Annotated in this window: 17 protein-coding genes; 10 read left to right on the plus strand and 7 right to left on the minus strand. The window is 69.0% G+C overall.

Annotated elements, in window-relative coordinates; all coding sequences use genetic code 11:
* Positions 1 to 30: 30 nt before the first annotated feature.
* From GC203_RS08765 to trbB, 3 genes are read left to right on the plus strand one after another with little or no spacing between them, the layout of a single operon-like run.
* Entirely contained in the window at positions 31 to 1,428 is a 1,398-nt protein-coding gene (locus tag GC203_RS08765; RefSeq protein WP_293453393.1) for a TonB-dependent receptor plug domain-containing protein, read from the plus strand.
* The gene (locus GC203_RS08770) at positions 1,412 to 1,897 is read left to right on the plus strand and encodes a hypothetical protein (RefSeq protein WP_293453395.1); all 486 of its coding nucleotides are present in this window, start codon (positions 1,412 to 1,414) and stop codon (positions 1,895 to 1,897) included. Before GC203_RS08765 ends, GC203_RS08770 begins: the two co-directional genes overlap by 17 nt.
* On the plus strand, positions 1,894 to 2,847 hold the full coding sequence (trbB, locus tag GC203_RS08775; protein ID WP_293453397.1) for a P-type conjugative transfer ATPase TrbB: 954 nt from the start codon (positions 1,894 to 1,896) through the stop codon (positions 2,845 to 2,847). The genes GC203_RS08770 and trbB overlap by 4 nt, the downstream gene beginning before the upstream one ends.
* A gap of 205 nt (positions 2,848 to 3,052) precedes the next feature.
* On the opposite strand, the gene GC203_RS08780 is transcribed toward trbB, so the two are convergent.
* On the minus strand, positions 3,053 to 4,657 hold the full coding sequence (locus GC203_RS08780; protein WP_293453399.1) for a Fic family protein: 1,605 nt from the start codon (positions 4,655 to 4,657) through the stop codon (positions 3,053 to 3,055).
* Between the two features lie 647 nt (positions 4,658 to 5,304).
* On the opposite strand from GC203_RS08780, the gene GC203_RS08785 reads away from it, so the two are divergent.
* From GC203_RS08785 to GC203_RS08800, 5 genes are all read left to right on the plus strand, one after another.
* Entirely contained in the window at positions 5,305 to 5,703 is a 399-nt protein-coding gene (locus GC203_RS08785; protein ID WP_366501605.1) for a TrbC/VirB2 family protein, read from the plus strand.
* On the plus strand, positions 5,700 to 6,098 hold the full coding sequence (locus GC203_RS23930; RefSeq protein WP_366501607.1) for an AlpA family phage regulatory protein: 399 nt from the start codon (positions 5,700 to 5,702) through the stop codon (positions 6,096 to 6,098). The genes GC203_RS08785 and GC203_RS23930 overlap by 4 nt, the downstream gene beginning before the upstream one ends.
* Positions 6,099 to 7,245: 1,147 nt before the next feature.
* Positions 7,246 to 9,060: a methyl-accepting chemotaxis protein gene (locus GC203_RS08790; RefSeq protein ID WP_293453401.1), complete on the plus strand. Its 1,815-nt coding sequence runs from the start codon at positions 7,246 to 7,248 to the stop codon at positions 9,058 to 9,060.
* Positions 9,061 to 9,085: 25 nt separating this feature from the next.
* Positions 9,086 to 10,393, plus strand: a complete 1,308-nt coding sequence (locus GC203_RS08795; protein ID WP_293453403.1) for a DcaP family trimeric outer membrane transporter — start codon at positions 9,086 to 9,088, stop codon at positions 10,391 to 10,393.
* Between the two features lie 590 nt (positions 10,394 to 10,983).
* The gene (locus GC203_RS08800) at positions 10,984 to 12,918 is read left to right on the plus strand and encodes an ATP-binding protein (RefSeq protein WP_293453605.1); all 1,935 of its coding nucleotides are present in this window, start codon (positions 10,984 to 10,986) and stop codon (positions 12,916 to 12,918) included.
* A gap of 105 nt (positions 12,919 to 13,023) precedes the next feature.
* Here GC203_RS08800 and GC203_RS08805 read toward each other — a convergent pair whose 3' ends face one another.
* The gene (locus tag GC203_RS08805) at positions 13,024 to 14,208 is read right to left on the minus strand and encodes a molybdopterin molybdotransferase MoeA (protein WP_293453405.1); all 1,185 of its coding nucleotides are present in this window, start codon (positions 14,206 to 14,208) and stop codon (positions 13,024 to 13,026) included.
* Between the two features lie 108 nt (positions 14,209 to 14,316).
* On the opposite strand from GC203_RS08805, the gene GC203_RS08810 reads away from it, so the two are divergent.
* Complete coding sequence (locus GC203_RS08810; protein WP_293453407.1) at positions 14,317 to 14,577, plus strand: DUF465 domain-containing protein; 261 nt, start codon at positions 14,317 to 14,319, stop codon at positions 14,575 to 14,577.
* Between the two features lie 160 nt (positions 14,578 to 14,737).
* On the plus strand, positions 14,738 to 16,009 hold the full coding sequence (locus GC203_RS08815; RefSeq protein ID WP_293453409.1) for an acyl-CoA dehydrogenase family protein: 1,272 nt from the start codon (positions 14,738 to 14,740) through the stop codon (positions 16,007 to 16,009).
* Between the two features lie 102 nt (positions 16,010 to 16,111).
* On the opposite strand, the gene GC203_RS08820 is transcribed toward GC203_RS08815, so the two are convergent.
* Genes GC203_RS08820 through narI form a run of 5 tightly spaced genes read right to left on the minus strand, consistent with a single transcriptional unit; the run spans position 16,112 to position 20,361 of the window.
* The gene (locus tag GC203_RS08820; RefSeq protein WP_293453411.1) at positions 16,112 to 16,696 is read right to left on the minus strand and encodes a molybdenum cofactor guanylyltransferase; all 585 of its coding nucleotides are present in this window, start codon (positions 16,694 to 16,696) and stop codon (positions 16,112 to 16,114) included.
* Entirely contained in the window at positions 16,696 to 17,250 is a 555-nt protein-coding gene (locus GC203_RS08825) for a hemerythrin domain-containing protein (protein ID WP_293453413.1), read from the minus strand. The genes GC203_RS08820 and GC203_RS08825 overlap by 1 nt, the downstream gene beginning before the upstream one ends.
* A 23-nt stretch (positions 17,251 to 17,273) precedes the next feature.
* Complete coding sequence (locus GC203_RS08830; RefSeq protein WP_293453415.1) at positions 17,274 to 18,476, minus strand: hypothetical protein; 1,203 nt, start codon at positions 18,474 to 18,476, stop codon at positions 17,274 to 17,276.
* On the minus strand, positions 18,473 to 19,591 hold the full coding sequence (locus tag GC203_RS08835; RefSeq protein ID WP_293453417.1) for a peptidylprolyl isomerase: 1,119 nt from the start codon (positions 19,589 to 19,591) through the stop codon (positions 18,473 to 18,475). The genes GC203_RS08830 and GC203_RS08835 overlap by 4 nt, the downstream gene beginning before the upstream one ends.
* Positions 19,588 to 20,361, minus strand: a complete 774-nt coding sequence (gene narI / locus GC203_RS08840; RefSeq protein ID WP_293453419.1) for a respiratory nitrate reductase subunit gamma — start codon at positions 20,359 to 20,361, stop codon at positions 19,588 to 19,590. Before narI ends, GC203_RS08835 begins: the two co-directional genes overlap by 4 nt.
* Positions 20,362 to 20,366: the final 5 nt, after the last annotated feature.

Raw genomic sequence — 20,366 nt, forward strand, 5'->3', positions numbered from 1 at the left:
AGGCCGACAACGCGGCGTCGGGGGAGTGAAATGCATCGAGCCGCCCGCGCCCGTCTGAGACGCCGCCTACTGGCCAGCACCGTCTGGGTCGTCGCCGCCCTGTCCGCCTTGCCGGCCGCCGCCGCGTCTGACGCGGTCGCCGAGGCGATCGCGGTGGACCTGCCCGCCGGTCCCCTGGACGCCTCGCTCACCGCCCTGGCCACCCAGACCCGCCAGCAGGTCCTGTACACGGCCGATCTCGTCGCCGACCGGACGGCGCCGGCGCTCAAGGGCGCCTACACGCCCGACGAAGCGCTGAGCCGGCTGCTCGCGGGCAGTGGGATCGTCGCGCGGCGGACCGGGCCCGATGTGCTGGTCCTGCAGAGCGCCCCGCCCGCGAGGCGGCAACCGGCCGAAGGATCGGCGGCGAGCCGCCCTTTCGGCGATGACGCCGCGGTCGCCGTCGCGACGGCGGATCCTATTGCGGCGGCCCCGCCGACCACCCTCGGCGAGGTGACCGTCACGGGCTCGAACATCCGCGGCGCCCCGCCGGCCGCGCCGCTGCGGACCTTCACCCAGTCGCAGCTGCAGGACTCCGGCCAGGCCACGCTGGTGGACGCCCTGCGCGCGCTTCCGGAGAACTTCGCGGGCGGCGCCAGCGAAGGCAACAGCCTCGCCGGCGGCGATGGTCTCAGCCGCAATATCACCTACGGCAGCGCGCTGAACCTGCGGGGGCTGGGCAACAACGCGACCCTGGTGCTGCTCAACGGCCGCCGCGTGGCGGGATCCGGCTCGTTCGCGGATTTCGTCGACGTCTCGATGATCCCGACCACGGCCGTCGAACGGGTGGAGATCCTTCTGGACGGCGCATCGGCCGTCTACGGCCTCAACAACACCATCCTCGACAACTGCCACGTCTATACCGCCTTCAGCGCCCTAGACCCGCTCACCCAGGACAAGGTCTCGAAGCTCACCGGCCTGGTGTCCGAGATCCGCCTCGGCCGAAGCCGCCCCGCCGGCCTGTCCGCCGGCCGCAGCAGCATCTCGCTCAGCGAGGTCGAGCGGCCCCTGCTGGAGCCCGGCGAGATCCGCAGCCTGCCCGATGACGCGCAGCTCGTCTTCGTGGCCGGCCAGCGGCCGCTGCGCACGCGCAAGGTCCGCTACGACCGCCGCGCCCCGTTCCGCGCCCGCGCCGCCGCGCCGCCGCCGGACCCGGGCGCCGCGCCGGATACGCCGGCCATCCCGCCGCACCCCTGGGCCGGCCGCCGCGCGCTCGGCGAGAACCCGCGCGCCCAGCTGCCGCTCTTCAAGGAGGCCGCCGCGATGATCGACGACAAGAAGGCCGCCGCCCGGGTGGCGCAGATCTATCAGCAGTCCGCCGAAGGGATCGCCGCGCAGGAGGCGATCCTGGACCAGCTGCAGGGAGGCGGCCATGCCCCGGCCCGCTGAACGGCCGACGCCGCGCGTGCAGGTCTATTTCGAGAACCCGAAGGTGGAACTGGCGCTGCGCCGCGAGGCGCGGGCGGGCCGGCTCACCCTCAGCCGGGCGGCCGAGCAGGCGATCGCCCGCGGGCTGCACAAGCGTCCGCAGGCGGATCCCGACGACCGTCTCCTGAACCTGGAGCGGGGCCTGCGCGACCACATGCGCGCGATGGCCCGCGACATGACGATCGTCCAGGAGCTGCTGATGGAGTTCGCCCGCGCGTTCTTCTCGCGGCTGCCCGACAGCCCCGCCGACGACGATCCCCTGCTGGCCGCGGCGATCGAGGCCCGCCTCGAGCGCCTGCTGGACGCCACGGCGGCGCGCATCGCCGCGGGCGGGACGCCGGCGGTCTTCGACGACGTGCCTCGCCGCGACCCCCAGGCTGAAGCGAGGCTCGGGCCGGAGCTGCGGGCCTTCGCGTCGCGCGGCCGATGACGCCGCACGACCAGGCCCGCGCCCGCAAGCGCGAAGCGCTCGACCACGCGCTCGGGCCCGCCATCCTGGCCGCGCTTGCGCAGCCCGAGGTCGTCGAAGTGCTCGCCAACCCGGACGGGCGCGTCGTCATCGACCGGCTGGGAGAGGGCCGCCGTGAGGCCGCGGTCCGGCTCGAAGCGGCGGGCCGCGAGCGGGTGATCCGGCTGGTGGCGGACTTTGTTGGGACGCCGGTCACGCCGGAGGATCCGCGCCTGTCCGGCGTGCTGCCCACGGGCGAGCGGTTCCAGGGTTTCCTGCCGCCGGTGTGCGCGCAGCCGGCGTTCTCGATCCGCAAACGCCCGGCGGTGATCTGGACGCTCGCGGACTACGTCGCCCAGGGCGTGATGACCCCGGCGCAGGCGGAAGTCCTTCGCGACGCCGTCGCGCAGCGCCGCAACATCCTGATCTGCGGCGGCGCCGGCTCGGGCAAGACGACGCTCGCCAACGCCATTCTGGCCGAACCTGAATTCTCAAACGACCGGGTGTTCCTGATCGAGGACACCCCCGAACTGCAGTGTTCGGCCTGGGATCTGGTCTCGGCGCTCACCCGCCGCCATCCGCGGCCGATCGGCGTCGGCGACCTCGTGCGCGACGCCTTGCGCATGCGCCCGGACCGCATCGTGGTGGGCGAGCTGCGCGACGGGGCCGCGGCCCTGGAGACCCTGAAGGCCTGGAACACCGGCCACCCCGGGGGGGTGACGACACTGCACGCCAACTCCGCGGAGGAGGCCTTCGCCCGTCTCGAAGACCTGCTGCTGGAGGTGACGGCGCGGCCGGCGCGCCGCACGATCGCCCAGGCGATCGGCCTCGTGGCCGACATTCGCCGCGAGGCGGTCGGTCGCCGTCTCAGGTCGCTCGTCACGCCGGACGGTCTGGCCGGCGACGGCGGTTATCGGCTGCGGACGAGCTGAGCGCCGGCCGGCCGACGGACAACGCCGCGCGCCCGCGATGCGGCGGACGCCGACGCGCGGGCGGCGGCGACCCCGGCTTCGCGTTCGCTTCCCATGGCGTTCGCTCGATTTCATTTCCCAAAGGACGTCCAGCCTCGCTTGAAGCGACCCGGGTCTGCGGCGTTTTGCAGGAGTCCGAGCGCGCCGCGGATCGCGGCAGACACGGCTACGCCTCAGGCAGTTTCAGGCGGATGCCTTGGTCGTCGGCTTCGGCAGGGTCCATGAACGCGTGGGTGGCCGTCAGCAGGGTTCGGGTGGCGTTGAGTTCGCCCCAGGGCACGGCGGCCACCCATCGCTGCGCAAAGTCGAGGGTGCGGACGAGCGGTGTCGGGTTCTGGACGTTGGAAAGGGCCTTCAGAGCGCTGAGATAGTTGCTCCGGTAGATCGTCGGGATGATGACCCGCTCTTCGCCGGCCGCCAGGAGTTCCGCGTTCATCATGATCCGCGCGATCCGGCCGTTGCCGTCGGCGAAAGGGTGCGTTTCGGAGATCATGAACATCATGAACACCGCTCGAGCGAAGGGCGTCTCAAGGCTTCGGTAGAGGTCGAAGCCGCGCGCAAGCGTGCCCTCGACGTGGGCGGGATCAACGAACACGGTCTGGCCGGCCCGATTGGCCGCGCGTTTGAACGTTCCAGGGTCCTTGTCCGGCCGGCCGGCCATCAGGGTGGCGTGTCGGCGCTTCAGCAGATCAGACAGCTGGCCGGCGTCACGCGGCGTCCTGCTCAACTCCGTCCGGTCGGAAACCAGTCGCCAGGTGCCCAGGATGTCATGCGCATCCGCGGGCCGGTCGCGCGGGATCACGTTGTCGAAGACGATGTCGGCCGCCTCGCTGACCTCGAACTCGGTGCCTTCGATGAAGTTCGAGAAGTAGGCCTCGAAGAACGCCAGCGTGGTGCGGCCTTCTGTGTCCCGCTCGCGCGCCAGCCGCGTGACCGGGGCCGTGTCCCGCAATTCGCGGCGCAGACGGTCGAAGAGGTCGAGGCGACCCGGGTCGTAGGGCGCGCCGGCATGGCGCGCCTGCGCGCGGTCGGTCTGCAGCGGCTCCTCCCGGGTGCCGAGCAGGGCCCCGATCAGCTTGTCGAGCGCGGCGAACTCCGCCTCTCGCCCGATGGCCGGCGCGATGCGTCGCGCCTCATCCCGCAGGCGGTTGGCGGCTTCGTCGCCGTTGCGCCGGATGAGGTCGTCGAGGCGCGTCTCGACCTCCTCTCGCGAGAGGGTGCGGCTGACCTCACCCCCGCGACGGCGGGAGACGGCCATGTTGTCGAGGTAGGCGCGCGCAGTCGACGAGAGGAACAGGTCTCCGATGAACGGCTTGTCGTCGTCCGTCGGCCCAGGTCCTCTGCGGGGTCGGATGGTGATGCCGGGGAGCTCGATGTCGCGCTTGCGGTCGGCGATGACGAAGATCGACCCGTCGGCGGCAGGCGCGTTCTCGATGGCCGTTCGATCGGCGATGACCGCGCCCGGCACGTAGGCGGCGACCAAGGGCCAAAGTTGGCGGCGCACGATCTGCTCCGGCGCGTCGTCGAGGTTTTTGGTGTAGAGTTTCGATCCGATCTGCCGCAGTTGCCCCTGACGCACGCCGCGGGACACCAAGCCTGAAAGGTCCGTCGTCGAAACGAAGACCTCAGGCAGCGCATCGAGCGAATTTCTGGGCATTTGGCGGGCTCCAGATCGGTTCATAGCAAAGAAATGGGGTTTAACCGCCCCAGTTTGCAAACTTTTGGGGTTTAAGCCTCCAATCCACACGTTCGGAACGCGCGACAGCGACACGGCCCGCACAGCCCGTCCATCATCCGGCCTGGCGTCGAGCCTGACATGCCCGGGGCCGATCTGCCGTTGGCGCAGGCGTTGCCGTGGAGGCCGAGAGGACCTTCCGGGACAAGGTGGTTATCGTCCACGGCCCCGCGGCGGGGCGTCTTGCGCGCCGCAGCGGCTCCGGCCGTGAGCGATGGGGAGGCCGATCGTCCCGGCCTCGTGTCCGAACTACGTAGCCAAATTTCGGACATGGAAGCGCCGACAGAGCTTGGGGGCCGTGCGCCGGCCAGGATCGAGGCCGCGCGCCGCACGCCGTGTGGACGCCGGCCGACTTTCTCGACCAGGTGTTGGCGGCCGACCGGGACCCAAAGATATCCCGATTTTCTTTGTTCGTGAGCGTGTCCTGATAACCCTCCCCCTCGCGGCCACGTCTCCTGTTTCCGCCGGGCGGCGATCGCCTGGCGTCCGGCTCCACACCCGGAGCCGCAACTCACGCCCGACGCACGTGAGACGTGGCTAAAGGTCGCCGCCACGTCGTCCGCGACCCATGCGCAAGTCGGCGACAACTCACAATAAAAACAATACGCTAGCCTGTTGACAACCGCGACTCAGGCGCGCTTGCATTGCAACCACAGCGCGTGAGGCGCTGAGGGATTGCAACCATGCGCAGGACATCCTTGCGCGCCCTTTCGGGCGCATCGGCCCTTTGCGGCCTGCTTGCGGCCAGCCCCGCCTTCGCCGGCGGCGCCGGCATGCCCTGGGAAGGGCCGCTGCAGCAGATCGTGGAATCCGTCACCGGCCCGGTGGCCCAGGCGGCCGCCGTGATCGCCGTGGTGATCTTCGGCGCCGGCATCGCCATGAGCGAGAGCGGCTCGGGGATGCGCCGGGGCCTGGGCATCCTGTTCGGCCTGTCCATCGCCTTCGCCGCGTCCACCTTCTTCCTCGATTTCTTCGGCTACCCCCGGTCGGTCCTTCGGGCCTGGGCGGAACAGCAGACGACCGGCCTGCGCCGGTCCGCGCGCGAGGCCGCCGGCTCGAAGGCGGAAGGAGGCCGGACATGACGCAGGCGTCGACAGCGGCCGGGGCCCAAGAGCGGCTGCTGGCATGGAGGCAGGTGAAGGACATCACTGGTCTGAGCCGCACGACGGCCTGGCGGCTCCAGAAGGTCGGGGACTTCCCGGCGCCGGTCGTCATCTCGCCCGGCCGGGTCGGCTGGCGCGAGGGAGAGGTTGCGGCCTGGGCCGCCTCGCGCGCGCGTCGGAGCCCGTGTGCGGCGCAGCCGCCAACGCCAAGCGTCCCCCCGCCTCGGCCTCGTCCGATCGAGCCGCCGTCGGCGGCCGCGGCGGCGCAGAGGCCTTCGGAGCCCAGACGCGTTGCGCCGCCTGTCCCCCGGCGTCAGGCGCACAAGCGGCGTTCGAATTCGCGAGCGCCCGGGCAACTGGACTTCAATTTCTGAGGTGCCCGACTTCGGAGACTCTCATTCGGCCCACCGCGGGCGGGAGGTCCTCGAACGGGAATTCCGCGTGACGGTAATCGCGGCCCAGGCCGCGACAGGGGCACCGCTTCGCAATGCGTTCGGCAGGTGCAGGGGGCGAAGCCGACCGTGGAAGGCTCTGTGCCTATCGCCGCGCTTGCATCCCGGCCGACCTAGCGGGTCGGCAAGCAGGGCGCGGCCTAGTCCAAAGCCCGCACGATCTGATCCGCGTCGAAGGGCCTTGGCGCGAAACATGACCCCTGGACGCCCCCAGCTTCGAATTGAAGCTCGGTTGAGGCCCCCGCGACGCCCCTCCTCCGCATGTTGGAAGTGTCGGCTGCCTGCTATCGATCCACTGCGCCTTCCATCTCAGCATCGGGCTGTGACGGGACGGGATGCAAACAGCTGCAAGCTGGTGGGTCGCCACGCAACATCATAGCCGACCCGGTCCAACCGATATGGGGTCGGCTGAAACTCGGTGAGGTGTCGGCCGCGAGATCGGAGTGTTGAACTTCGTCACCTTGCAGTCGGCTTGCGCCCAAATTGGGAGCGTTGATGGTATTTTTGCGGGCCAAGGCTCAAATCAGCTCGGTGATGTGAATCCTGCCGGCGACTCGACCCCCACGTCCGTACCGCCTTTCGTTCCGAGGGCGCTGCCATGGGGGCCCGGCAGCCGATTGTCTTGACAGAGGGACGGAGTGGTCGGCGGCCGGAGACTGACCGCTCAGGCGCCCCGACCAGGCTGCGCCAGATTACCCCGGCCTGCGCTGGGATGCGCTCGCGATGCTGCCCCTTCTGCGGACTCAGCGCACGATTCGACGCCAGCTACGCTACGAGCGCGAGCCGTGATTTGGGCGATCCAATTGGCGCCGCTGGCGTGATGGGGGCCAAGACTGGCGCCTGCATACTGCAGTGACTGTGCCAGGAATGGTTAACCTGGGGTAAAAAATACCACGATAGCCCCAGTTTGAGTGCCATCTTAGGTACATTTCGCCGCATGTGAGGTCGGTTCTTGCGATAGATCAAGTTCGCAGGCCCGGCTTGGCCGCAATTCTTCGCCAAGCGGCACAGGGCGGGAATGGTTCGGCTCGCCGACCCTGGACCATGCGCTTTGCGACATCTTTCGATCATGATCCGCCTTAGCCTGGTGGTCCTGCTTGCGGGCCTCGGACTGGCCCTGGCGGTCGGCCTGGCCGTGATGAACCTCTCGGCCACCATGCATGAGGACATCGCCCGCAAGACGCAAAGCCAGGTCGAGACCGCCGTATCCGTAGCCGCCCACTACGCCGACGAGGCCAAGGCCGGCCGGATGAGCGAGGCCGACGCAAAGTCCGCCGCGATCCGGGTCCTGAAGTCCATGCGCTACGAGGGCCGGGAATACTTCTGGATCACCGACTTGCACACACGCATGGTGCTGCACCCGTTCAAGCCCGAGCTGGACGGCACCGATGTCTCCAATCTTCGCGATCCGAAGGGCACGGCCCTGTTTGCGGAGATGACCAAGGTCGCGACGGCCCACGGCGCGGGATTCGTGAACTACGAATGGCCTAAGCAGGGACGCGCCGAGCCGCAGCCCAAAGTCTCCTACGTAAAAGCGCTGCCCGCGTGGGGCTGGGTCATCGGCTCGGGCGTCTATGTCGACGACATCAATGCGGCGGTCCGCGCCGCCGCCTTTCGATTGGCCGGACTCGGGCTGCTGATGTTGCTGGCCGTGGCCGCAGCCGCCGCCGCCATGGGCAGCACGATCGTGCGTCCCATCCGCGCTCTGACGGAACGCATGACGGCGCTGGCCGGCGGAGACAACGACACGCCCGTCGCCTTCGTCGATCTGCGCAACGAGGTCGGCCAGATGGCGCGCGCCCTACTAGTGTTCCGCGACGCCGCCCTCGATCGTGAGCGCCTCCAAGGCGAGGCCGCGGCCCAGCGCGCGGCGGCCGATGCCGCCCGCCAGCAACGTGAAGCCGAAGCTCGCGCCGCCGCGCTCGTGCAGGAGCGGGTAGTGAATGACGTCACCGCGGTCGCCGAGCGGCTCGCGGCGGGCGACCTGACGATCCGCCTGGGTGACGGTTTCCCTAGCGACTACGCCGCCCTACGCGACAATCTGAATGCGGCGCTGGCCAAGCTGGGTGAGGCGATGAGGGTGGTGCGGAGCGGCTCGAGCGGCATCCGTGCGGGCGCCGACGAAATCGCCGCGGCCGCCGACGATCTGTCGCGTCGGACAGAGCAGCAGGCGGCGGCGCTGGAAGAAACGACCGCGGCCCTGAACGAGCTCACCGATGCCGTGCGCCGCTCCGCCGACGGGGCGCGTCAGGCGCGCGCCGCCGTAACGGTGGCGCAGGAGCAGGCGCAATACAGCGGCGAAGTGGCTGAACGCGCCGTCGGCTCGATGAACCAGATCGAGAGCTCCTCCAAGCAGGTCGAACAGATCATCGGGGTGATCGACGAGATCGCCTTCCAGACCAACCTGCTGGCCCTGAACGCCGGCGTGGAAGCCGCCCGCGCCGGCGACGCCGGCAAGGGCTTCGCGGTCGTGGCCTCGGAAGTGCGGGCCCTGGCCCAACGCTCCGCGGAAGCCGCCAAGGAGATCAAGAGCCTGATCACGGCATCCACCGAACAGGTCGGCCAGGGCGTCGACCTAGTGCACGCCATGGGCGAGGCGCTCAGGGACATCGTCGGCAAGGTGAGCGAGGTCGACGGCCTGGTCGGTGGGATCACCACCCTGGCCGAGGAACAGTCTCAGGGGCTGAGCCAGGTCAACATCGCGATGGTGCAAATCGACCAGTCCACGCAGCAGAACGCCGCGATGGTCGAGCAGTCCACTGCGGCCGTCCACTCCCTCCGCAATGAGACCAACGAACTCGCGCGCCTGATGGACCGGTTCGAGCTCGGCGAGGATGTCGCCGCGCGCGCCGGACGCCCGCGTCTCGTGCGCTCGGCGAGCTGATCCACCTCAAACACCGAAGAGACCCATGACGATGACAACCCGCGTCGCCGCGGCGGCCGGCGCCGCCCTTCTCCTTGGCTGGCCAGCCGCGGCTTCCGCTGAAACGACGAGCGCGAAGCTCGAGGCTCGCGTCAAGGAACTGGAAGCGGCGCTTGCCGGCGTGAAAGCCGAGCTGGCCGCCAGGACGGATGGTTCCGGGCCTGCGATCGAGCGGATCGCACCGCCGGCGGGTCCTGCGGCCGCCGGCCTTCCGCCCGAACGGCCGCGCCTGACCTTCGGCGGCTATGTGAAGCTCGACGCCGCCATCTCAAACTTCCAGCACGCCGACCCTGCCTACGGCGACCTTGGCCGCGACTTCTACCTGCCCGGCACCATCCCGATCGTGGGCGCGGGCGAAGGCCGCAAGATGGATTTCAACGCGCGCCAAACCCGGTTGTGGATCAGCGGCTCGCTCGACCTGGACGGCCACAAGGCGACCGCCCGCATCGAGGGCGACTTCCAGGCCCTGCCCGGCAACGGCGACGGCCGAACGACCAACCCGTCGGATTTCGCCCTGCGGCGCGCCTATGTCACCTTCGACAACTGGCTTTTCGGACAGGAATGGTCGAACTTTCAAAACGTCGGCGCGCTGCCGGAGACGGCCGACTATGTCGGACCGACCGAGGGCACGGTTTTCTCGCGCCAGGCGCAGATCCGCTATACGCGCGGGCCGTTCTCCCTCGCGCTTGAAAACCCGGAGACCACTGTGACGCCCAACGGCGGAGGCCCGCGCCTGATGCCCGACGACAGCGCAGTCCCCGACGTCACGGCGCGCTTCACCCTGCGGCGATCGTTTGGAGAACTCTCGGTGGCAGGCGTCGGCCGGCGGCTCTCCATAAGGCAAGGCGGTCTGGACAGTTCGACCATGGGCTGGGGCGTCTCGGTTTCGGGGCGCGTCGCGGTCGGGGAGCGCGATGATGTGCGCTTCATGCTGACCGGCGGGGACGGCATCGGCCGCTACGTCGGGCTGAATTTCTCGAACGATGCGGTGGTCGACGCGGCTGGCGAACTCGAGGCCATCCCCCTTGCCGCCGGATTCGCGGCGTATCGTCACGTCTGGAGGCCGGGCCTTCGTTCGTCGGTGATCTATTCTGCGCAGCGTGTCGACAATCCGCGGCTGATGACGGGCGGCGCGGTCAACCGATCCGCCCAGAGCGTGCGCACGAACCTTGTCTGGTCGCCGACCAGGGACCTCGATCTCGGCGCGGAATACATGATCGGTGAGCGTAAGCTGGAGGGCGGGTCCAGCGGCCGTTTGGACCGGCTTCAGGCCTTCGCGAAATATGCGTTCTGATCACTCGTCGACTTGTGTCGCTGCTTCACCGCGGCGTTGGCGGCTGTTCGAACAAGCCATCCGATGTGGTCGAACAGCGACCGAGGGCCCAGCCGTTGGCGACACTGCGACCATCTAGGCGCAGGAAGCTTCGTCGCGGCATGTGACACGGCCGGTCACGGTGAAACGCGCGCCTCCTGCATTCCATGCGAAGTAAGCCGCCGCAACGAAGACATTACGTCTCGATTTCTGAGATATTGTGTCTGTATTGAGCAAAATCAATGCAAGGAACTTAAGTCCCATAATACTCGCAACTTAGCTGGTTAATTTAATAGTTGCAAGGTCTTCGGGTGGAGTGTCCGACCCGATAATGTCCACGAGGTGATGACGGCCTTCGAGGTTCGAAGGGGAACCGCCGCAAAGAGGGATTTGGGGAGGCTGCGATGAAACGGACCTGTCGCAGGTGGCGCGGGGGTTGGAGCACGCGACGTGCGGGCGATGGCGCACGTCAGAGCGGAGTCGGTCGGTGGTTCAGTGGCCTCTTTCGTCAGGCCCTCGCGATACCGTGCGCGACACGGGGACGGCTCTGAATGGCGGCGGGGTCATTGCTGGTGGATCCGGCCGATCTGCTCTCGGGAATTCTCGAAATCTCCCTCGAAGGCATCCTCATTGCTGACGAAGACCTGACGGTGTTGGCCGTGAGCGTCGGTGTGGAGCAAATGTTCGGCTATGACCCCGGCGATCTGATCGGGGTTCACGTCGAAATCTTGATCCCGGCGCGCTACCACGCCGCGCATGTCGGCCACGTGGCGGCTTTCCAAGCCCGCCCCGAAAAGAACCTTTGGATGCATCAGAAGAGAGCAATTTTCGCTCGCCGCCGCGATGGGTCGGAATTTCCCGTCGAAGCTTCACTCTCCAAACGGTTTCGGAGCGGCCGGTTCATATACGTGGTGATGCTTCGCGACGTCTCGGAGCGGTATCTGGCGGAAGCCCGACTGCAAGCATCCGAGAGAAGGTCCGCCATCGCGATCAGGACGGCGAATCTGCGCGTGTTTGAGTGCGACTTCGAGGAGCAAACCTTCATCGAGACAGGGGCGGCCGAGGCCCTGTTCGACGAACCCCCCACGTTCCAGTCCTTCACCACAGACCCGTTTGCTCTCATCCATGCGGCGGACCGCAAAGGTGTCCGTCGAGCGTGGCGACGTCACAAATCCTCCGGGCGTCCCTTCCGGGTGGAATGCCGCCTGGCAAGGGGCGACGGCCTCGAGGTCTGGGTGCTCCTTTCCGCGGAGCTCCTCAAGGATGAGGCGGGAAGGCCGTTCCGCATAACCGGGGCGTTGCAGAATGTGACTGCGCGGGTCCAGGCGCGGATCGAATTGGAGCAGGCGCTCGCTGCCGCTGAAGCCGCCAGCATTGCCAAGAGCCGCTTTCTCGCGACCATGAGCCACGAGACCCGGACGCCCCTCAATGGGGTGCTCGGAATGCTGCAGGCCGTTCTGAAGGGTCCTCTGAGCGCGGAGCAGCGCGACCAGGTCGACGTGGCCAATGCCTGCGGGCAGTCGCTGCTGATGATCCTGAACGGGATTCTTGACCTCGCCGAGATCGAAGCTGGGCGTGTCCAGCTCGAGTTTGTCGAGTTCGACTTGGCCGACCTCCTGGGCAGTGTCGCTGCGGCCTTCAATCCTCAGGCGAGCGCCAAGGCTCTAGAGATCCAGGTCGATGTCGAACGATCGCGAGGTCGATGGCGAGGCGACCCGACGCGGGTGCGCCAGATCGCCTACAACTTGGTGTCAAATGCCGTGAAATTCACCTATGAGGGCGTCGTCTCGGTGGCGGCCGAGCGGATGGCGCATGGCGTGCGCATTTCGGTGTCCGACACCGGAATTGGAATGACAAAGGCGCAACAGGCAGCCCTCTTCCGGCCCTTCCACCAGGCAGACTCCTCCACAACCCGCCGCTTCGGAGGCGTCGGCGTCGGGCTCGCAACTTCCCGGCGTCTGGCGCAATTGATGGGCGGAACACTGAAGGTCGAAACCCGTATCGGACGCGGCAGCCGGTTCGTGTTCGACGCACCGCTGGAGTGGGTCCAGCCTGAACCCGACGAGACAGCAGCGATGGCTGCCGAGGAACTGTCCCCGCCGCGTCGGTTGCGGGTGCTGGCGGCCGAGGACAATCCCACGAATCAATTGGTGCTGCGCACGCTCCTGGCGCAACTCGACATCGATCTCGTCGTCGTGCCCGACGGCCTCCAAGCCGTGGAAGCCTGGACGGAAGACGTCTTCGATCTAATTCTCATGGACATCCAGATGCCGGAGATGGACGGTCTGCAGGCCACGCACGAAATTCGGCTGAGAGAAGTTGCCTCGCAGAGGTCGCGCACGCCCATCGTCGCTTTGACCGCCAATGCGATGCCCCGTGAAGTGGCGGCTTATCTGGCGGGCGGCATGGACGCCTGTCTCGTTAAGCCGATCAACGTGGCCGAGCTGGTCCAAGTCATGATCCAGCAGACAACGGGCGGGGAACCAGTCTCCGACTGCGCGGCTTGAACCACAGGATCTGCTTGGATGCAGGACTTCGGGCCTGGCCGTCGCCTTACTTCATTCGTCCCTCCCGAGTCCTGCCCGGGGCACTGAAGCGCCGACCGCTCAATTTTAGAAGAGCAAGGTCGCGACCTGTACGCCGGAGCGCGAGACGCCTGGCCTCTGACGGATCAGCACGTTGGCCCACGCCAATGTCCTCTGCGAGGCCGAGTCTTGGTTGTCCAGTGGCGTGACGCCATCGGGCGACGCGCTTCCTCGACAGAACGTCTCGCGGTCAGCACATGCCTGGATGGGTGCCGTCAGCTGGTCGCAGCGCCATTCCAGGGCGGCGTCCGGGCGGCGGCCGCCGAGGCCTGCCAAGAGCGGGGCCAGGAACAGCCGTGCGGTCACCAATGCGGCCGTTGGATTTCCCGGAAGACCCAAGACGATCTTGTCGCCGACGCGGCCCAGCCACACCGGCTTGCCGGGTTTGATCGCGACCTTCGCGAACACCATTTCGAGACCGAGAGGCTCGAAGGCCGATTTCGCAAAGTCACGCTCGCCCACCGATGCGCCGCCCGTGATCACCACGACGTCAGCCTCCTCCAGGGCCGCCCGGGCCGCGACCTCTAGCTGCTTGACGTCGTCGGCGACACGACGTCGGGCGCTAACCGTCGCGCCCCAGGCGGCCGCGATGGCCGCGACGCCCAGCGAGACGCTGTCCGGGATGGCGCCGGGACGAGCGGCGGCTTGGCCGGGCTCGGCGAGTTCGTCGCCGGTGCTGAGGATCGACACCCGCGGCCGGGCGACGACCTCGACGCGGTCGAGATCCGCCGCGGCCGCGGCGACGATCGCCTGGGGCGTCAGCACGGCGCCCGCCTCGAGCAACACGTCGCCGAGGCGGAAGTCACTGCCAGCTTGGCGGATATGGAGCGCCCCGCCGAGGGGCCGTTCGAGGACGGCGATGTCGCCTTCGCGGCGGACGATCTCCTGGATCACCACACGATCCGTGCCGGGGGGGACAGGCGCGCCTGTGAAGATTCGGACGCAGTCGCCAGAAGCCAGCGGCGCGGGCCTTAGGGCGTCCCCGGCGAACGCTTCGGCGATGATCCGTAGCCGCGCGGATCCGGTTTCGACATCGGCGCTCCGCACCGCGTAGCCGTCCATGGCCGAGGTGTCGTGGGCGGGCGCCGTGCGGCGCGCGACGACGGGCGCGGCCAGCACCCGGCCCGCCGCGTCCGCGAGGGGAAGGACCTCGCCGGGCAGGGGACGGGCGAGATCCGCCGTCCGGCGACAGGCGTCTTCGAAATCGATCAATGCCGGGCTCCGTGGGGATGCGACGCAGGCCGCGCGGCGAGCCTGGACGGCGTTCTCGCGGGTCAGCCGCCGCAGATTTCAGTCTAGCGCGAAGGTGGCGACAGGGGTTTGTCGCAGATCAAGACGCGGCTTGCCGGCCGGCAAAGGCCGCTGGCGCCGGCCGTGCGAGCTTGCGGCGCCAACCAAGAGGAGGCGTTGATGAACGCACGTCTGATCTCCCTGCGCGCCCGGCACGGGGCGCTCGACCGAGAGGTCCGGTCTGAAGCGGCGCGGCTTTCCGCGGACAACCTGAAGGTGAGCGCCCTGAAGCGGAGCAAGCTCGCCACGCGTGACGAGATCGCGCGCCTGGAAGCGGGCCTGACCGCCTAGGTCGAGGGGGATGCGCCTGGTCGCGCCCGGCTGCGCGTCGCGATTTTCAGCCGATCGCGACGCGCGCTTGACGCGGGTCAAGGCCGACAGCGCCCCACGTCATTCTCCTCGATCCCGGCGTGGGGGACGATCGGTCCCGTCAAAGCCAAGGAGCGCTTCCATGGAATTCGACCTCAGCCCCCGGCAGACGGCATGGCGCGACAAGGTCGCCGCCTTCATGGCCGCGCATGTCTACCCGGCGATCCCCGCCTACCAGGCGCAGACGCAGCGCGAGGGCGCGGCGCGCTGGGCCGTGATCCCGATCGTCGAGGAGCTGAAGGCGCGGGCCTATTCGGAGGGACTCTGGAACCTGTTCCTGGCGCCGTCCGAGCACGACGAGGACGATTACCGCGGGGCCGGCCTCAGCAACCTCGAATACGCGCTCTGCGCCGAAGAGATGGGTCGCGTAGGCTTCGCCTCGGAGGTCTTCAACTGCTCGGCGCCGGACACCGGCAACATGGAGATCCTGCACCGCTACGGGACGGCGGCGCAGAAGGCGCAGTGGCTGCGGCCGCTGATGGACGGCGAGATCCGTTCCGCCTTCCTGATGACCGAACCGGACGTGGCCTCGTCGGACGCCACAAATATCCAGACGGTGATCCGCCGCGATGGCGACCACTACGTCATCAACGGCCGCAAGTGGTGGTCGTCGGGCGTCGGCGACCCGCGCTGCAAGCTGGCGATCGTCATGGGCAAGACCGACCCCGAGGGGCCGCGACACGCCCAGCAGTCGCAGCTGTTGGTGCCCATGGACGCGCCCGGGATCGAGGTGGTGCGGATGCTGCCGGTGTTCGGCTACGACGACGCGCCTCACGGCCACGCCGAAGTGGTGCTGCGCGATGTGCGAGTGCCGGCGTCCAACCTGATCCTCGGCGAGGGTCGTGGATTCGAGATCGCCCAGGGGCGCCTGGGACCGGGGCGCATCCACCACTGCATGCGCACCCTGGGCGCGGCCGAGGTGGCCCTGGAGAAGATGGTCGACCGGCTCCTGTCGCGCGTCGCCTTCGGCAAACGCCTGGCGGACCAGTCGGTCTGGGAGCAGCGGATCGGCGAGGCCCGGATGGACATCGAGATGACCCGGCTCCTGTGCCTGAAGGCCGCCGACATGATGGACCGCGTGGGCAACAAGGCCGCTCAGCTCGAGATCGCCATGATCAAGGTGGCCGCGCCGCGGACGGCGCTGAAGGTGATCGACGACGCGATCCAGGCGCACGGCGGCGCGGGCGTATCCGAAGACTTCGGCCTCGCCCGGCTCTACGCGAGCATGCGCACGCTGCGCCTCGCCGACGGACCCGACGAAGTGCACCTGCGCGCGATCGCCCGGCTGGAAATCGGCCGGCACGGAGAGCGCCTGCGCGCCTGGCGCGCTGGCCAACCTGGCGTGCCGGCATGACCAACCCCCGAATGGAAAGGAGGTGATGGCTCCGAATTGAATGGTCTAAACGCGTATCCCCTTCGCCTCGGCCCCGCGGTCTCCCAGTCGCGGGGCCGATTCTTATGCGGCGCGCGGTTGCAGGCGCGCCAGCTCCTGCGGGGTGTTGGCGTTGGCGAAGGGATCGGCGGGGTCGACGGGCCAGGCCACTTCCGCCGCCGCGCACGCGTCGGCGAAGCCGTTCAGCGACCGCCGGCCGGTCGCGAGATAGCCCGCCAGGACGTCCAGGGCATGTGGCCGCCAGAGGGCGCAGGTCGGGTGGCGTCGCCCGCCGCTGACGGCGACCGCGCAGAGCTGGTCCGACCGCAACGACTCTTGCAGTCGTTCGAAGAGATCCGAAGGAAGGTGCGGCGCGTCGCAGGGCAAGGTCAGCAGCAGCCCATGGCGCCGGTCGCGGGCGTCCGCCAAGGCGGCCGCGAGGCCGGCGATCGGCCCTTCGAGGTCCGTCCGGTCCAGGAGCAGTTCAATCCCGAGCCCCGCGGGCGCCTGCGCCGGCGCGCGGACCGCGACGGCGACATCGGACGACCAGGTCCATGCGAGTTCGACAGCTCGGCCGAGCAGGGTTGTCGCCCCATAGGCCCGTCCGGGTTTGTCGCCGCCCATGCGGCGGCCCTCGCCGCCGGCGAGGATGACGACCCGCGCCGCCATCACCTTCCGGCCGGCGCTAGCTCGACACCGCGCCGCGCCGCAAGCCGGCGGCTCAGCTTGCGCAGGTCGCCGGAGGACAGTCGCAGCCGCGCGAGCGGCAAGACCACGGCGTTCTCCAGCGCCAGGTGACGCAGTTCCTCGCTGGCGAAGCCCATCAGCGCTTGGCGCGCGCCGGCGCTGGCGCCGAGCGGTGCGCGGGCCTCCAGGCTGGCGTCCAGGTGCGCCAGCACGACCTGCGCGGACGCCGCGTCCGCTCCATGTTCCGCGGCGAGGCGGTCGAGCGCCTCCGTGATGACGTCCTCTGGACGGGCGCGGCGGCGAAGCAGCGGAAACAACTCTTCCTCTTCTTCCAGGACGTGCCGGGCCAAGTCGTGTCGGACGAAGGCGGCCAAGGCGGCAATCTCCGGACCATCGAAGATGGTCGCCGCCGCGGCCTCGGCGAGCCGCCGGCAGAATTCACGGTGGCGCTGGTGCTCGGCCGCGAACCACTCCAGCGGCCGGGCGAGCAGCTCGAGCGACGTGGGCTCGATGGCGATTTCGTCGGCTAGGACCATGACCGGCCTCCTTCGGGCGGCGGTTAGTACCGGTACTCGAGCGTGAGCCAGAGTTTCGTGCGGTCGGCGAAGCCAGGCTGCGCGCCGTCGAAGATGGCCGCCTTCACCTCAGCGGAGAGCTCCGACGTGATCGGAGCGCCGGCCAGGAGGTCGAGTTCGCGGCCGTAGCGGCGCGATCCGTCGTCGTCCGTGAACTCGTGCGCGGCCGCCTGCAGTTTGACGGGGGTGTTCCTGGGTCCCACCTTGACCACGCCCCCGGCGCGCAGGTTCAGGTCCCGGACTCCGGCTGGTGGCGTGACGAGGAAGACGTCGGCCCAACCCTGGAACGCGTGCAAGGTAGCGAGCGGTGTTGCAAATCCACGGCGCCCGTCGCCGTCGAGCCGTTCCAGCCCGACCGAGGCCCAGGCGGCCGGTCCTCTCACCCCCAGCCCGAGGTCCAGATAGTCGAGCGAGAAGCTGGTCGGGCTGTTCCTGTAGTCCGTCTGGTGCGCGAACTCGGCCGCATATGTCAGCGCCAGCTTGTTGCGCAGCGGGTGCGCGCCGGCGAAGCGAGCGCCCCAGGTGGCGTTCGATTGCGCGGCGGCGTTCTTGAAGGCGAGCAGGTAGCCGTAGCCGGTCAGCTGGCACCAGGCGGTCTTGGCGTCGACCTGCAGGATGTGGCTGTCGCTGTTCCACTCGCCCTGGGCGCTGTGGCGGCCGAAAATGCGGTGCGCCTTGTCGATGTAGGCGTAGGTGAACGTGAGATCCTTGGTCGCCTTGAAGGACGCCTTGGCCGCATCGAAGGTCTGCTCGTTCTGCCGGAAGCCGACATTGCCGACGAAGCGGGCGTTGCCAAGGATCAGCCGCTGGCGGCCGACCACCGCGTCGCCCTGCGCCCCGCTCCACGAGACCTGGGCGCGGTTGAGCTCCGTGCCTTCGGGATCGCTCACCACCGGATAGCGCGTCTTGCCGTTGGTGGTGCTGTTGTAGTCTTCGGCCAGGGCGGTGACGTTCTCACCCTCGACCAGGGCCTTGAAGCCTTTCCAGGCGGGCGTCTCGTAGCCGAAGCGGGTGCGCAGGGTCAGGGCCTCGGCGTCCTTGCCGAACCCGTCCTGGTCGACCGTTTCGTTTCGCAGCCGCATGTGGAGAATGAGCTTGCCGGGCGGGGTATCGGCGAGCGCGAGGGCCGGCGCGGCTAGGGCGGTGAGGCCGATGCTCGCGGCCAGGCATGAACGGAAGCGGATCACGACGCGACTCTACGAATGACCGTGAAGGTCTGTTTGGCGGGGACAAGCTTGGAGCGCAGCACGGCGGCGAGGCAGGCCACGGCCGGGTCCGCCGCGTCGCGCGCCGCCGAGATCAGGTTGGTCCAGCGCTCGTCGTCGGCTTCGGCGACGAACGCGGCCATCGCCTGGCGCGCGAAGTCGGCCGGCGCGTCGCCGACGGCGTCCGCCGCCTCGGAGAGCCGCCGCGCCAGGTCGGCGTCGGTGGCTTGGAGCCAGGACAGGAGACGCTCGCCCGCCTGGCCGTCGCCCAGGAAGTCGCCAAGCGTCGCAGACCCGTCGCGCACGCCGCCATCGGCGGTCAGGCTGAGCGCGACGCCACGGCTGCGGGCGTCCGCGGCGAGGTCCGCAACATAGCGGGTCGCCGCCGCCGTCCATGCGCGGGCCTCGAGGCCCAGGCGGATCCGGTCCTCGACGAATTCGAAAGGCAGGTCCTGTCCGTCGATGCGACGCGCCAGCTTCAGCACATGCCAGCCGAAGCGCGAGCGCACCGGATCGATCGCGATATCTCCCGGCTGCAGGGCGTCGAGCACGTCTTCCACCTCGGGGACGAGATCGCCGGGGCGAAGCTGGCCTAGGGAACCGCCCACTTCGGCTGACGGGCAGTCGGAGAGGTCGCGCGCCAGCTCGGCGAAGGTGCAGACGCCGGCCTGTAGCGCGGCGATGGCGCGCTCGGCCCGCTCGCGCGCCGCGGCGTCGGCTGCGGACGTCGCGTCGGCGGGCTCGATGAGGATGTGCGCGGCTTCCTTGAGCGCGGGCGCCCGGAAGCGCGCCGGGTTCGCGGCGTAGACCCGCAGGCATTCGGCCTGGGTGGGCGGCGCGATCTCGACCTCATGGTCGAGGACGGCGCGAACCAGGGCTTCCTCAGGCGTTTCCTCGCGGCCTTGCTCGTCGCGCTCGGGCTGTGCGTCGAGGCCCAGCTCCAGGGCGCGGTTGAGCAGCAGGGCGCGGATGGCCAGCGCATGGCCGGCAGCGTGACGCGCCTCGGCGGCCGAGGCGCCGGGGTGGTTCTGGACCTCCTGCGCGAGCAGGGTCTCGGGGATCTCGACCCCGTCGATGACGATAGCGCGGGCGCTCATTCCGCGGCCTCCGCCTGGCGTGTGGCGGCGCGCATCGCGGCCTGCTGCTCGGCGTAGGTGGGCGCGAGGGCCTCGGGCCGGCGGGGAAGGGCGCGTTTGGTGCGCACCAGCTGCCAGCCCCGGCGGTTGAGGTACCAGACCGGCGCCGAAAGCATGTGCACGAGGCGGGTGAACGGGAAGACCAAGAGAATGGTCATGCCCAGGGCCAGGTGCGCCTTGAACACCCATTGGACGTCGGCGACGAAGTCGGCCACGTGGGGCCGGAAGGTGAAGACCCCCTGCGCCCAGCTCATGAACTTCAGCATCTCGCTCCCGTCGCGGTGCTGGAACGAGACCGGAATGGTGGAGAGACCCAGGAGCAACTGCAGCATCAGGACGATGAGGATCGCGGTGTCGCCGAAGCTGGACGTCTTGCGGATCCGCGGGTCGAAGAGGCGGCGGTGCAGCAGCAGGCCGCCGCCGGCGAGCGCCATCAGGCCCGCGACGCCGCCGGCGACCATGGCCAGCATCTGCTTGGCCGAGTGGGCGACGCCGAGCGTATCCCATATCCAGACAGGGGTGAGCAGGCCCACGAAATGGCCGCCGAAGATCATCAGCACGCCGAGGTGGAAGAGCACCGAGCCGGTCACCAGCTGGCGCCGCCTCAGGAGCTGCGAAGAGCCCGTGCGCCAGGTGTAGGGCTCGCGGTCGAACCGCACGATCGAGCCGATCACCAGCACGGAGAGCGCGATGTAGGGATAGACGCCGAAGAGGATCTGGTTGAGGTCCATTTGCG

Origin of the sequence: Phenylobacterium sp., assembly GCF_016124325.1 — a bacterium.
In the GTDB taxonomy this organism is placed as follows: Bacteria; Pseudomonadota; Alphaproteobacteria; order Caulobacterales; family Caulobacteraceae; genus Phenylobacterium.

Bases quoted from the DNA above. Each gene is read 5' to 3' on its own strand.
- GC203_RS08785 (WP_366501605.1), top strand. From the start codon at position 5,305: ATGCGCAGGACATCCTTGCGCGCCCTTTCGGGCGCATCGGCCCTTTGC.
- GC203_RS08835 (WP_293453417.1), bottom strand. From the start codon at position 19,591: ATGAGCGCCCGCGCTATCGTCATCGACGGGGTCGAGATCCCCGAGACC.
- narI (WP_293453419.1), bottom strand. From the start codon at position 20,361: ATGGACCTCAACCAGATCCTCTTCGGCGTCTATCCCTACATCGCGCTC.
- GC203_RS08770 (WP_293453395.1), top strand. From the start codon at position 1,412: ATGCCCCGGCCCGCTGAACGGCCGACGCCGCGCGTGCAGGTCTATTTC.
- GC203_RS08765 (WP_293453393.1), top strand. From the start codon at position 31: ATGCATCGAGCCGCCCGCGCCCGTCTGAGACGCCGCCTACTGGCCAGC.
- GC203_RS08790 (WP_293453401.1), top strand. From the start codon at position 7,246: ATGATCCGCCTTAGCCTGGTGGTCCTGCTTGCGGGCCTCGGACTGGCC.
- trbB (WP_293453397.1), top strand. From the start codon at position 1,894: ATGACGCCGCACGACCAGGCCCGCGCCCGCAAGCGCGAAGCGCTCGAC.
- GC203_RS23930 (WP_366501607.1), top strand. From the start codon at position 5,700: ATGACGCAGGCGTCGACAGCGGCCGGGGCCCAAGAGCGGCTGCTGGCA.
- GC203_RS08795 (WP_293453403.1), top strand. From the start codon at position 9,086: ATGACGATGACAACCCGCGTCGCCGCGGCGGCCGGCGCCGCCCTTCTC.
- GC203_RS08825 (WP_293453413.1), bottom strand. From the start codon at position 17,250: ATGGTCCTAGCCGACGAAATCGCCATCGAGCCCACGTCGCTCGAGCTG.
- GC203_RS08820 (WP_293453411.1), bottom strand. From the start codon at position 16,696: ATGGCGGCGCGGGTCGTCATCCTCGCCGGCGGCGAGGGCCGCCGCATG.
- GC203_RS08815 (WP_293453409.1), top strand. From the start codon at position 14,738: ATGGAATTCGACCTCAGCCCCCGGCAGACGGCATGGCGCGACAAGGTC.